Source organism: Mesorhizobium sp. L103C119B0 (assembly GCF_000502235.1).
Classification (GTDB): Bacteria; Pseudomonadota; Alphaproteobacteria; order Rhizobiales; family Rhizobiaceae; genus Mesorhizobium.
In genome coordinates, this window is the sequence record NZ_AYXE01000021.1 from 153,380 (window position 1) to 165,734 (window position 12,355).

The window sequence follows — 12,355 nt, forward strand, 5'->3', positions numbered from 1 at the left end:
TGATAACGGGCGAAGACCCGATGGGAACCGCAAGGGAGAAAGACATGACACTTTTCAAAAGCAATGGCGATCGCGTGCCGACGGCCATCGAGGCGATGGCGCAAGAGACGCGTGCTGGCCGTATGGACCGGCGCGAGTTTCTTGCATTGGCAAGTGCGTTCGGCGCATCGACGGCGCTGGCCTACGGCATGATCGGCCTTGCCGCGCCGGGACAGGCTTTTGCCGAGGAGCCGAAGAAGGGCGGCACGCTGCACATATCGATGTCGGTCAAGGCACAAAAAGATCCGCGCACCTATGACTGGGTGGAACTGGCCAACATCTCGCGCTGCTGGCTGGAGCCGCTGGTCCGCTACACCAGGGAATTCACCTTCGAGCCAGTGCTGCTCGAAAGCTGGGACATCAATGACGACGCCACGGAATACACGTTGCATGTGCGCAAGGGCATCACCTGGAACAATGGCGATGCCTTCAACGCCGATGACGTGGTCTTCAATGTTACCCGCTGGTGCGAGAAGAAGGTCGCCGGCAACTCCATGGCCGCTCGCGTCGGCGGGCTGATCGACGAAAAGTCGGGCAAGGCCAGGGAAGGCGCGATCGCCAAGGTCGACGACAATACGGTCAAGCTGACGCTCAGCGCGCCCGACATTTCGCTGATCCCGAACCTCACCGATTATCCCGCGCTCGTCGTCCACCGCAATTTCGACGCCGAAGGCGCCGACCCGGTCAAGAAGCCGATCGGCACGGGCCCGTTCGAACTGGTCTCCTACGATGTTGGCCAGAAGGCGGTGGTCAAGCGTCGTGAAAACGGCAAGTGGTGGGGTGGTGAAGCGCCGCTCGACAGCGTCGAGTTCATCGACTACGGCACCGACTTCAACGCTTCGATCAACGCCTTCGAATCCGGCGAGATAGACCTCAATTTCGAGACGCCGGCCGACTTCATCGACATCCTGGATAAGATGGGGCTGGAGAAGTCCGAGGTTGCGACGGCAACCACGCTGGTTGCCCGCACGAACGTTACCCACAAGCCCTATGACGACCAGCGGGTGCGCAACGCGCTGCAGATGGCGGTCGACAACAATGCGGTGCTGGAACTCGGCTATGCCGGGCGAGGGACGGTCGGTGAAAACCACCATGTCAGCCCTATCCATCCTGAATATTTCGCGCTGCCCAAGAAGACGCGCGACGCGGCCGGCGCCAAGAAACTGATGGCCGACGCTGGGCAGGCCGATTTCGAGCACGAGCTGATCACCGTCGAGGACGATTGGCAGAAGAACACCGGCGACGCGATTGCCGGCCAACTGCGCGACGCCGGCATCAAGGTCAAGCGCACGGTGCTGCCGGGCTCGACCTTCTGGAACGACTGGACGAAATATCCCTATTCGATGACCATCTGGTACATGCGCCCGCTTGGCGTCCAGGTCCTGGCGCTTGGTTATCGCACCGGCGAGGCCTGGAATGAATCGGCCTATTCCAACCCGGACTTCGACGCCAAGCTGAAGCAGGCGCTGTCGCTGATCGATGTGGAGAAGCGGCGTGAGGTGATGAAGGATGTCGAGCAGATCCTGCAGGATTCCGGCGTCATCATTCAACCCTTCTGGCAGAAGCTCTACAGCCACATGAACAAGAAGGTGAAGAACTACGGCGTCCACCAGACCTTCGAGATGGACCTGCAGAACGTCTGGCTTGATGGCTGAGACGGTGCAGCCGGGGCTTCATGAGCCGCAAAAAAACCGATATGCAGGATGTCTGGTATTGCACCTTGCCGCCAAACGTCCGGAGATCCTGCATGAAACCGATAGTGCTTGCCGCTGTCTTTTCGATTGCCTTGCCTGCGACGGTGCTGGCCGGGCCGGCTTCCAACGCCGTCAAGTTCTTTTATGTGCCTGAAGTGAAATTCGAGGGAGATGCAAAGTACCGCGACCGCTTCACCGAGCCGGTGACCAAGCTGTTCGATCTCAACGATCTGGCAACGAAGAACAAGCCCGACGAAGTCGCCTGCCTCGACTTCGATCCCGGCCTTGACGCCCAGGATTTCGACCAGAAGTCGATTGCCAAGACATTGAAGCTGGCCGAGACCGTCAATGGCGATACGGCCGAAGTCACCGCCACCTTCAGCCTTTTTGCGGAAGGCGATGATTCCAAACGCGAAATGCTGTGGTCGCTGAAGAAAATCGACGGCAAATGGAAGGTCGCCGACATTACCTCCAAGACCAGCAACTGGACGCTGAGCGCGCTGGAATGCATGCCCGACAAAGCGCCGGAGTGATCCCGTGCTCCGCCGTCTTGCCTTGGCGCTGTCGCCCATGTGCGTGCTGTCGGTGGGTATGAGCGCAGCCGCAGCACAAGGCCTGTTGGGCCCGCCGCCAGCCAATGCGCCGGCCGTGACGGCACCGGCCGGCGCAGCACCGCCCGCAAATCCACCCGGGACAGCGGTGGAACCGGCGACACCGCCGGTTGGGTGGCCGCCGGCCGACGCCCCACCGGCCGCACCCATTCTGCCGGGATCCCCGACGGCGGTGGTGCGGCCATTTTACGATCAGGTGGGACTGGAGATCGATCCGGCGCAGCGCAGCCACTTCATCGACCCGGCAAAAACCGTTCTCGACAAGAGCGACGCGTTGCGCACATCCGGGCAGGGAGAATGTCTCGACCCCAACATGGCGCTCGACAATGCCGACTATGACAAGACCGAGATCGATAAGAGCCTGAAGACACTCGAAGCGATCAATGGCGACCAGGCCAAGGTCATTGTCGCCTTCGTCGTCGCCGGCAACCCGCATCGCCTTGAATGGAAATTCAGGAAAGTCGACGGCGACTGGAAGATATCCGATCTGCTTTCGGTGACCGGTGAATGGGCGCTCAGCCAGTACCAGTGCGAATAATGTTGATTGAGGATCAGCGCCTGCGATCCTTCGCGCCCCCCTCTGTCCTGCCGGACATCTCCCCCACACGGGGGGAGATCAGCAGTTCCAGCGTCTCGCCCGCTCCGCATCATTTGAGATTAGCTAAAGCCTATGTGGCGGCCAATCTCCCCCCGTGTGGGGGAGATGTCCGGCAGGACAGAGGGGGGCGCTGTCCCGCTAAAGTTCCGCAAAATAGCTTCAGCCCCTTCCGCGATAGGGGGCAACGCCGGTGTCGGGCAACCAGGCGCCTTCGGGCGGAGCGCCGGTCTGCCAGAAGACATCGATCGGAATGCCGCCGCGCGGATACCAATAGCCGCCTATGCGCAACCACAGCGGCTTCGTTGCCGCCACAATGCGGCGGCCGATCATCACCGTGCAGTCTTCATGGAAAGCGCCATGGTTGCGAAACGAGGTCATGAACAGTTTGAGCGACTTCGATTCCACGAGCGTGGCATCGGGTGCGTAGTCGATGACGATATGAGCGAAATCCGGCTGTCCGGTTACCGGGCAGAGCGAGGTGAATTCCGGGCAGGTGAAGCGCACGATCGCCGGCGGTCCGTCGCCGCGCTGGAACGGCACGGTCTCCAGGACCGCGGTCTCCGGGCTCTGTGGCGTCTCGACGTGGGCGCCGAGCTGGGTGAGGGTTTTGGCATCGATCATCGCGGTTTTCCTGGGGATTTTCCGCGCTCATTAGCACCGGACCGAAAAGTGTGCAGCGATTTTCGAATAAATTCGATGCTTAAGACAAGAACTGGAGCAGCACGCGCTGCTCCGACACAAATTGGAATCGCAGGAAGATGATGACCAGCAACGACCCGCTTCTCCAGCCTTACCAGCTCAAACACCTGACGCTGAAGAACAGGGTGATGTCGACCAGCCACGAGCCGGCCTATTCCGAGGACGGCATGCCGAAACAGCGCTACCGGCTCTACCACGCCGAAAAGGCCAAGGGCGGCATGGCGCTGACCATGACGGCGGGCTCGGCGATCGTCTCGCGCGACAGTCCGGCCGCCTTTGGCAATCTGCATGTCTATGACGACCGCATCGTGCCGTGGCTGGCCGAACTGGCGGACGCCTGCCACGAGCATGACTGCAAGGTGATGATCCAGATCACCCATCTTGGTCGCCGCACCGGCTGGAACAAGGCCGACTGGCTGCCGGTGCTGTCGGCTTCGCCGGTGCGTGAGCCGGCACACCGCGCGTTCCCCAAAACCATCGAGGACTGGGACATCGAGCGTATCGTCGCCGACTATGCGTCCGCTGCGCAGCGCTGCCAGGCCGCCGGCCTCGACGGCATCGAGTTCGAATCCTACGGCCATCTGATGGACGGCTTCTGGTCGCCGGCCACCAACCATCGCGACGACGAGTTCGGCGGTTCGCTCGACAACCGGCTGCGCTTCACCGACATGGTGCTGGATGCCGTGCGGGCGGCGGTCGGCGAAAAATTCGTCGTCGGCATCCGTATGGTCGCCGATGAGGATTTTGACAAAGGCCTGTCGAAGGAGGAGGGCGTTGAGATCGCCCGGCGATTGGCCGGTTCCGGCAAGGTCGATTTCCTCAACATCATTCGCGGCTCGATCGAGAGCGATGCGGCACTAACCAAGGTCATCCCGGTCGCCGGCATGCGCTCTTCGCCGCATCTCGATTTTGCCGGCGAGGTGAGGGCGGCGACGAAGTTCCCGACCTTCCATGCGGCGCGGATTTCCGATGTCGCCACGGCGCGCCATGCCATCGCCACCGGCAAGCTCGATATGGTCGGCATGACCCGCGCCCATATCGCCGATCCGCACATCATCAAGAAGGTCATGGAAGGCCGCGAGCACGAGATCCGGCCTTGCGTCGGCGCCACCTATTGCCTCGATCGTATCTATGAAGGCGGCGAGGCGCTGTGCGTCCACAATGCCGCGACCGGCCGCGAGGCCGAGATTCCGCATATCATCCTGAAGACCGAAGGGCCCAGGCGGAACGTCGTTGTCGTTGGCGCTGGCGCTGGCGGGCTCGAGGCAGCTCGCGTGATGGCCGAACGCGGCCATCATGTCACGGTGCTTGAAGCCTCCGGTCAGGCCGGCGGCCAGGTTCGGCTGGCGACGCAGAACCCGCGCCGCAAGGAGTTGATCGGCATCATCGACTGGCGGCTGGCCGAACTCGACCGGCTCGGCGTCGGGATCCGCTACGACACCTGGGCCGAGCAGGACGAAGTGCTGGCGCTGTCGCCCGACGTGGTGGTGATCGCCACCGGCGGCCTGCCACAGAACCCGCCGCTGACATCAGGCGACAATCTCGTCACGTCGAGTTGGGACATCATGGCCGGCAGCATCAAGCCGGCGGAGAACGTGCTGCTCTTCGACGACAATGGTGGCCACCAGGGCATGGGCGCGGCGGAGCTGATCGCCAATGCAGGGTCAAAACTGGAACTGGTTTCGCCGGAGCGCTTCTTCGCCCCCGAAATGGGCGGCATGAACCACGTGCCCTATATGCGCGCCTTCCAGGAGAAGGGCGTCACCATCACCATCAACACCAGGCTGCGCTCGGTACGGCGCGAGGGCAACCAGCTGGTCGCCGAACTCGCCTCCGACTTTGCCGATGGCTGGCGTGGCGAAAGGCGGGTCGACCAGGTGGTGGTCGAGCACGGCACGACGCCGCTCGACGATCTCTATCTCCAGCTGAAACCGCTGTCGAAGAATAGTGGCGCGGTCGATTACGAGCGGCTGGTCGGCGGCGGCGATATTTTTCCTTCACGCAACCCCGAAGGCGGCTTCGTGCTGTTGCGCATCGGCGATGCGGTCGCCTCGCGCAACATCCACGCCGCCATCTATGATGGCATCAGGTTCGGCTTGCGGGTTTGAGCCTACAAGCCGGCCTACGGCTTGTTCCAAAGCTCGATCTCACCCTTCCGGCGGGCGCATCTCGATCGATCAAAGTGATGGGTGGCGCGCAGCCAAACCTCTGTGCGGAGAGCCACCTTGCACATCCATCCGAACTGCGCGCCGCGTACGCCACCAGCCGAGAGCCAGGCGACGCACGATGCGGAATGGTCTTCAACCGGGAGGCGACGTGCGGCAGGGCTCAAATCATCCTGGCGGTCGCCATGCAAAGCACAGTGAGCACCAGCAGCCAGGCGGCGATGCGCTCGCCGCGGGCCATTTTGGTGCGCAGCGCCGCTTCCGTTGCGACGTCCGCGCCGGCAAGCTGCCGGCTGGTCTTGCGGACGACGACGCTGAGAACGCCGGCAGCGGCGAAGGCGGCCAGGATGCCTAGCGCCAGCACCATTTCCATCGAGCCGAAATAGGCGCCGTGGAAGAAATACCAGAGCAGGGCGCCGGTCACGAACACCATGCCGGCCGAGCCCATTTGCGGTCCGATAAAGCGCTCCGCCCTGATCTCGGGGTCGCGGGCAAGCGTGATGGTGGTGCCGGCCCAGAACACACCGGCCATGACGTGAAGGCCGATAACGACGATGTAGACATATTGCATGACCGCTTCCTCCTTGCCCGCCGCCCGTCCTCGGATCCCTGTCGAATGCAGGATGATACGAACTCGGTAGATCGACACGCATGATAGTTAGATATCAAATGGTTCGATGTCAATGTATAATGCCGCGTTCCATCGCTCGGCGCCTTGTTCTACTGTCGGCGCATGACTCCCTTTGACCGTCCGCCAATCGGCATGAATCTCGCGCGCACCTCCAAGCTGGTGGCGCAGGCCTTTGACGCCGCTTTGGTCGAGGCCGGCGGCACGCTGCCGGTGTGGCTGACCTTGCTTTCGGTCAAGTCGAGCGAGCTTGCCAACCAGCGCGAACTTGCCGGCATGATCGGCATCCAGGGCGCCACGCTCACCCACCATCTCAACGCCATGGAGGCGCAAGGCTTGCTGACGCGCCGCCGCGATCCGGACAACCGCCGGGTTCATCTGGTCGAGCTGACGCAGGCGGGCGAAACGATGTTCCTGAAGCTGCGGGCGGCGGCTCTCATCTTCGACAAGCGGCTGCGCGCGGGATTGCCGGACGACAGGCTGGCGGAGTTCGCCGAGGTGCTGGCGGCATTGCGGGCGAATGTCGCGCCGGCCAAATGACCGGCACCGGTGGGCAATAGTCTAGGCTAAATTGCCCTGAAGCACCTTCAGCTTGGCTTTCTTCGGGCTGCGCGCCAGCAGCCATTCGCGCGCTTTGTCCTGCGGCATCGGGAAGGCGATGGAATAGCCCTGCACCTGGTCGCAGCCGATTGCCATCAGCGAATCGAGCTCGGCTTCGGTTTCCGCGCCCTCGGCGACGATCGAAATGCCGAGACCGCGCGCCAGCTCGGTGATGGCGCGCACGATCTTGGTGTTGTCGCCATTCTCGTTGATGTTCTGGACGAAGCGGCGGTCGATCTTCAGCCGGTCGATCTCGTTGGGATTGACGTGGCTGAGCGAGGCATAGCCGGTGCCGAAATCGTCGAGCTCAAGATGGACGCCAGCAGCGCGGATGTGGCGCAGCTTCGCCGCGATGCCCGTCTTCTCGTCGTCGAGAATGACGGATTCGACGATTTCAAGCGACAGTTTCTGCGGCGCCAGGCCCGCCTTTTCCAGCGTCGCGAACAGGAAGCGGTCGAAGTCGGGTTCGCGCAGCTCGGTGCCGGACACGTTGACGGCAAGCCGGCCGAAGGCAATGCCGGCGCGATCCCATTCGGCTGCTTGCTCGATCGCCTTGGTAAAGACGATGCGGCCGATCTCGGGCATGAAGCCGCATTTTTCGGCGACCGGAATGAACTCGCCCGGCGCAATCATGCCGCGCTCGGCATGCTTCCAGCGCACCAGCGCCTCGATGCCGCTGATGGCGCCGTTGCTCAGCGACACCTGCGGCTGGAAATAGACCTGGAAGGCGTTCTCCGAAATCGCGACCTTGATGTCGTGCTCGAGCTGCTTGCGGTAGTCTAGCTCGCGCCTGAGTTCCTCGGAGAAGAACGAGAAGCTGCCGCCGCCGAGCTTTTTGGCGGAATAGAGCGCGAGGTCGGCGTGGACGAGCAGATCCTCGGCATTGTCGGCGTCGATGGGATAGACGGCAATGCCGGCGCTGGCCCCTGGAAGGATGGTCGTGCCCTGGAAGGTAATCGGCTCGTTGATCTCCTCCAGGATGCGCCGGGCCAGCATGTTGATGTCCTCGGGGCCGCCGGCGCCATTGAGGATCATCACGAATTCGTCGCCGCCAAGGCGCGCGCAGAGATCCGACGCACGGCAGGAATCGCGCATGCGCTGCGCGGTGACGACCAGCACATAGTCGCCGGCGGCGTGGCCGAGTGTGTCGTTGATCTGCTTGAACCGGTCGAGGTCGAGCTGGATCACCGCCAGCCTCTCGCGCCGGCGATGCGCGCCCTTGATCAGCGTTTCGAAGTGGTCGGTCAGGAAGGTGCGGTTGTGCAGGCCGGTCAGCCCGTCATGTACGGCGATGAAGGCCATCGAGTTGCGGGCATCGACAAGCTCGTGCGTCTTGCGCAGGATCGCCTTCGACATCGGCCGGAAGATGAAAAGCGCCACCAGGACGATGACGCCGATGGTGGCGTAGAACAAGGTGCGATGGAGATCGAGGAGCTTTTCCGACCGCTCGTCTGCGAATGCGGCGATGCGTTGGCCGAGCGCGGCATAACCCGACAGCGTCGCATTGGCGACGGAAGCATCGAGATTGACGCGCTCGCCGCCGCCCTTGTAGGCGGCATTGCCGGAGAGCTGGGATTCGAAGGACGAGATCAGCCTTTCGCCATTGGCGACCAGCCCGACCGAGAAATAGTCGAGGTGGAACGGCTTGCCGTAGAGCACGCTCTCGATCGACCTTGGGTCGGACAATGCCGGCGACAGCGGGTCGGCTCCCGTCTGTTTGAGGAGCAGGTCGTAGTTCGTCTCGAACTCGGCGGTCGCCTGTTTCAGCGCGGCAACTAGGGCCGGCTGCTTGTCACGCGCGGCGGAGCCGGTTGCGCTGGTCAAAAAGACGATGCGCTGCGACAGCGCCTTCTGGGTGCTGACGATGTCGAGCAGAGTATGGTTGTGCTGTTGCGCCGCCATCATCTGCTGCAGCAGGATGAAGGAGGCCATCACCATGGCGGCGATGATCAGCAGCGCCAGCCAATAGCCGCTCTTGATCAGCAGGATGAGTTTGCCCGAGACGGTTTGCGCCGGCTGCTGCGACATATTCTAGGTGACCCCTCGGTCGAACTGATTCTGCCACCGATTCGTGGCGAGAAGACCATTGGCTTGAAAGGGTTAACAGGTCTGGAAGCCGGCGGAACTGTTGCTTCGGCAGTAAACGAAAGCTGCCGAGATGGTTATCATGTTCTTTCGCGGCATAGCCGTATTCGCGTGCCTGCTACTCCAGCATGCGGGCCATGCGATCGGGTCGCGCCAGGGTTGAGCCCGCCGTGCCACCGAAACGGTCGCTTTTGCGATGGATTTTTAGTGCGCGTAGCGCGACAGTCGCGCCAATCTCAACAGGACCTGATCCATGAGCGCGGCATTCCTCTCCCATATCGACAACGAACTGCAAGGGCTGAAATCCGCCGGGCTCTACAAATCCGAGCGGGTGATCACCTCGACCCAGTCGGCTGAGATCGAAGTCGGCGGCGACAAGGTGCTGAATTTCTGCGCCAACAACTATCTCGGCCTCGCCGACAGCTCAGAATTGCGCGATGCAGCCAAAGGCGCGCTGGACCGCTACGGTTACGGCATGGCCTCGGTGCGCTTCATCTGCGGCACGCAGGAAGAGCACAAGCAGCTTGAATCAACGATTTCATCATTCCTCGGCATGGACGACACCATCCTCTACGGCTCCTGCTTCGACGCCAATGGCGGCCTGTTCGAGACACTGCTCGGCGAGGAGGATGCGATCATTTCCGATGCGCTGAACCATGCCTCGATCATCGACGGCGTGCGGCTGTCGAAGGCCAAGCGTTTCCGCTATGCCAACAACGACATGGCCGACCTCGAAGCGCGGCTGAAAGAGGCGAAAGACTGCCGCTTCCGCCTGATCGCCACCGACGGCGTGTTCTCCATGGACGGCATCATCGCCAATCTTAAAGGCGTCTGCGACCTCGCGGAAAAATACGACGCCATGGTCATGGTCGACGACAGCCATGCCGTCGGCTTCGTCGGCAAGAACGGCCGCGGCTCGGCCGAGCATTGCGGCGTCGAGGGCAGGGTGGACATCATCACCGGCACGCTCGGCAAGGCGCTGGGCGGCGCCTCGGGCGGCTACACCTCGGGCAAAGGTCAGGTGGTCGACTGGCTGCGCCAGCGCTCGCGGCCCTATCTCTTCTCCAACACGCTGATGCCGGCGATCGCCGGCGCCTCGATCAAGGTGTTCGAGCTGATCCGAAATGGCGACGCCCTGCGCGAACGCCTCTATGCCAATGCGGCGCGCTTTCGCTCCGAAATGGGCAAGCTCGGCTTCACGCTGGCCGGCGCCGATCATCCGATCATTCCGGTGATGCTGGGCGATGCCAGCCTGGCGCAGGAAATGGCGGCGCGCATGCTGAAGCGCGGCATCTATGTCATCGGCTTTTCCTTCCCGGTGGTGCCGAAAGGCCAGGCGCGCATCCGCACGCAGATGTCGGCGGCGCATTCCAGCGCCGACATCGACCGCGCCGTGGCAGCGTTCGCGGCGGTGGGAAAAGAGTTGGGCGTCATTTCCTGATCGCCAAAAGCGATTCCGGATCAAGGGATTCAAGGGACAAAAGCATGTCGAACATGATGAAGGCGCTGGTGAAGGCCAAGGCCGAACCGGGCATCTGGATGGAAGAGGTACCGGTGCCGGAGATCGGCCCCAACGACGTGCTGATCAAGGTCAAGAAGACGGCGATCTGCGGCACCGACGTCCACATCTACAATTGGGACCAGTGGGCGCAGAAGACCGTGCCGGTGCCGATGGTGACCGGCCATGAATTCGTCGGCACGGTGGCCGATTTCGGCGCTGCGGTCACCGAATACAAGGTCGGCCAGCGCGTCTCCGGCGAAGGCCACATCGTTTGCGGCCATTGCCGCAATTGCCGCGCCGGCAGGGGCCATCTCTGCCGTAACACGCTCGGCGTCGGCGTCAACCGCCCCGGCGCCTTCGGCGAGTATCTGGCGATCCCGCAGCACAATGTCGTCTCTATCCCCGACGATGTGCCCGACGAGATCGCGGCGATTTTCGATCCCTTGGGCAATGCGGTCCACACCGCTCTGTCCTTCGATCTGGTCGGCGAGGACGTGCTGGTCACCGGCGCCGGTCCGATCGGCATCATGGGCGCGCTGGTGGCGCAATGTGTGGGCGCGCGAAAAGTCGTCATCACCGACATCAACCCGGTGCGGCTGGCGCTGGCCAAAAAGCTCGGCGTCCAGCATGTCGTCGACGCCTCGAAGGAAAAGCTTAGGGATGTCATGCCGGCGCTCGGCATGACCGAAGGTTTTGATGTCGGCCTGGAAATGTCGGGCGCCGCGCCCGCCTTTCGCGACATGATCGACACCATGAACAATGGCGGCAAGATCGCCATTCTGGGCATCGCGCCGACCGGCTTTGAGATCGACTGGAACAAGGTCATCTTCAAGATGCTGCACTTGAAGGGCATTTACGGCCGCGAGATGTTCGAGACTTGGTACAAGATGATCGCCCTGGTGCAGGGGCCGCTGGATGTCAGCGGCCTGATCACGCATCGAATCGGTATCGATGATTTTCAGGCGGGGTTCGATGCGATGAGGAGCGGCAGTTCGGGTAAGGTGGTGATGGATTGGTAGGCGCAGAGGCACGTTCTAGCTGGAGAAGCCGGCGGGACAGCACCCCCCTCTGGCCTGCCGGCCAGGTTGTGTGCGTCAAGTTCTGCAAAATGGGCGATCATGATGCTGGTCATGCGGCTTGGCGCAGAGCGAGCTTCTTGTGCTCGCGCAGNATGTTGATATAGCGGTTGGCCTCCATCCAGTTTTCGTTGGTTTCGACGGCCAGCGCCCTGACCAGGCGCAGGCAGCTTTCGGCGTTCGGGAAGATGCGCACGACATAGGTGCGCCGGCGGATTTCCTCGTTGAGCCGTTCAAGCATGTTGGTGGACTTGAGGTGCTTGTGATGCTGACGCGGCAGCCGGAAGAAAGTCAGCGTCTGTTCTATGGCTTCTTCCGCCCAGGTGGTCAGCCGCGGGTAGCGGGCGGACCATTTGGACAGCCACGCGGCGAGATCGGCCTTGGCCTCGGCGAGATCGCGTAGAGCCAGCGCAGTTCTTGCAGACAATCGTCGCCGTGCTTCCTGGGCAGGTGATCGAGCGCGTTCCTGAGGAAGTGGACGTAGCAGCGCTGCCATGCTGCTTCCGGGATCACCTCGCCGATCGCCGCGACCAGGCCGGCATGGTCGTCGGACACGGCCAGTTCGACGCCTTTGAGACCGCGTCGTTTCAAGCCGACGAGGAAGTCCTTCCAGGCCGAGCGGCTCTCGCGATTGGCCATCTCCACGGCCAGGATCTGCC

General features: G+C 62.5%; 10 protein-coding genes and 1 pseudogene. 7 read left to right on the plus strand and 4 right to left on the minus strand.

Annotation, left to right across the window (positions count from 1 at the left end; all coding sequences use genetic code 11):
* Positions 1-44: 44 nt before the first annotated feature.
* From X728_RS140315 to X728_RS140305, 3 genes are all read left to right on the plus strand, one after another.
* Complete coding sequence (locus tag X728_RS140315; protein WP_023682934.1) at positions 45-1,694, plus strand: ABC transporter substrate-binding protein; 1,650 nt, start codon at positions 45-47, stop codon at positions 1,692-1,694.
* Positions 1,695-1,786: 92 nt separating this feature from the next.
* Positions 1,787-2,266 (plus strand): DUF3828 domain-containing protein, encoded by a 480-nt coding sequence (locus X728_RS140310; protein WP_023832865.1) that lies wholly within the window; start codon positions 1,787-1,789, stop codon positions 2,264-2,266.
* 4 nt (positions 2,267-2,270) lie between these two features.
* Positions 2,271-2,882, plus strand: coding sequence for a hypothetical protein (locus tag X728_RS140305; protein ID WP_023682932.1), 612 nt, complete (start codon positions 2,271-2,273; stop codon positions 2,880-2,882).
* Positions 2,883-3,101: 219 nt separating this feature from the next.
* Here the strand turns inward: X728_RS140305 and queF are convergent, their stop codons facing one another.
* On the minus strand, positions 3,102-3,563 hold the full coding sequence (gene queF / locus X728_RS140300; RefSeq protein WP_023832866.1) for a preQ(1) synthase: 462 nt from the start codon (positions 3,561-3,563) through the stop codon (positions 3,102-3,104).
* A gap of 140 nt (positions 3,564-3,703) precedes the next feature.
* Here queF and X728_RS140295 point away from each other — a divergent pair, with 140 nt between their 5' ends.
* Positions 3,704-5,749: an NADH:flavin oxidoreductase gene (locus X728_RS140295; RefSeq protein ID WP_031195988.1), complete on the plus strand. Its 2,046-nt coding sequence runs from the start codon at positions 3,704-3,706 to the stop codon at positions 5,747-5,749.
* Positions 5,750-5,969: 220 nt separating this feature from the next.
* Here X728_RS140295 and X728_RS140290 read toward each other — a convergent pair whose 3' ends face one another.
* Complete coding sequence (locus X728_RS140290) at positions 5,970-6,377, minus strand: hypothetical protein (protein ID WP_023682929.1); 408 nt, start codon at positions 6,375-6,377, stop codon at positions 5,970-5,972.
* A gap of 162 nt (positions 6,378-6,539) precedes the next feature.
* Here X728_RS140290 and X728_RS140285 point away from each other — a divergent pair, with 162 nt between their 5' ends.
* On the plus strand, positions 6,540-6,974 hold the full coding sequence (locus X728_RS140285; protein ID WP_023682928.1) for a MarR family winged helix-turn-helix transcriptional regulator: 435 nt from the start codon (positions 6,540-6,542) through the stop codon (positions 6,972-6,974).
* 21 nt (positions 6,975-6,995) lie between these two features.
* Here the strand turns inward: X728_RS140285 and X728_RS140280 are convergent, their stop codons facing one another.
* Entirely contained in the window at positions 6,996-9,062 is a 2,067-nt protein-coding gene (locus X728_RS140280; RefSeq protein ID WP_023724848.1) for an EAL domain-containing protein, read from the minus strand.
* Positions 9,063-9,372: 310 nt separating this feature from the next.
* Here X728_RS140280 and X728_RS140275 point away from each other — a divergent pair, with 310 nt between their 5' ends.
* The gene (locus tag X728_RS140275; RefSeq protein ID WP_023832868.1) at positions 9,373-10,560 is read left to right on the plus strand and encodes a glycine C-acetyltransferase; all 1,188 of its coding nucleotides are present in this window, start codon (positions 9,373-9,375) and stop codon (positions 10,558-10,560) included.
* Between the two features lie 44 nt (positions 10,561-10,604).
* Complete coding sequence (tdh, locus tag X728_RS140270) at positions 10,605-11,639, plus strand: L-threonine 3-dehydrogenase (RefSeq protein WP_023832869.1); 1,035 nt, start codon at positions 10,605-10,607, stop codon at positions 11,637-11,639.
* A gap of 109 nt (positions 11,640-11,748) precedes the next feature.
* Here the strand turns inward: tdh and X728_RS01000000167225 are convergent.
* A pseudogene (locus X728_RS01000000167225) lies at positions 11,749-12,355 on the minus strand (transposase); the annotation flags it as partial.

Coding starts and splice junctions, on each gene's coding strand:
- X728_RS140310 (WP_023832865.1), top strand. CDS start 1,787: ATGAAACCGATAGTGCTTGCCGCTGTCTTTTCGATTGCCTTGCCTGCG.
- X728_RS140285 (WP_023682928.1), top strand. CDS start 6,540: ATGACTCCCTTTGACCGTCCGCCAATCGGCATGAATCTCGCGCGCACC.
- X728_RS140275 (WP_023832868.1), top strand. CDS start 9,373: ATGAGCGCGGCATTCCTCTCCCATATCGACAACGAACTGCAAGGGCTG.
- tdh (WP_023832869.1), top strand. CDS start 10,605: ATGTCGAACATGATGAAGGCGCTGGTGAAGGCCAAGGCCGAACCGGGC.
- queF (WP_023832866.1), bottom strand. CDS start 3,563: ATGATCGATGCCAAAACCCTCACCCAGCTCGGCGCCCACGTCGAGACG.
- X728_RS140290 (WP_023682929.1), bottom strand. CDS start 6,377: ATGCAATATGTCTACATCGTCGTTATCGGCCTTCACGTCATGGCCGGT.
- X728_RS140315 (WP_023682934.1), top strand. CDS start 45: ATGACACTTTTCAAAAGCAATGGCGATCGCGTGCCGACGGCCATCGAG.
- X728_RS140280 (WP_023724848.1), bottom strand. CDS start 9,062: ATGTCGCAGCAGCCGGCGCAAACCGTCTCGGGCAAACTCATCCTGCTG.
- X728_RS140295 (WP_031195988.1), top strand. CDS start 3,704: ATGACCAGCAACGACCCGCTTCTCCAGCCTTACCAGCTCAAACACCTG.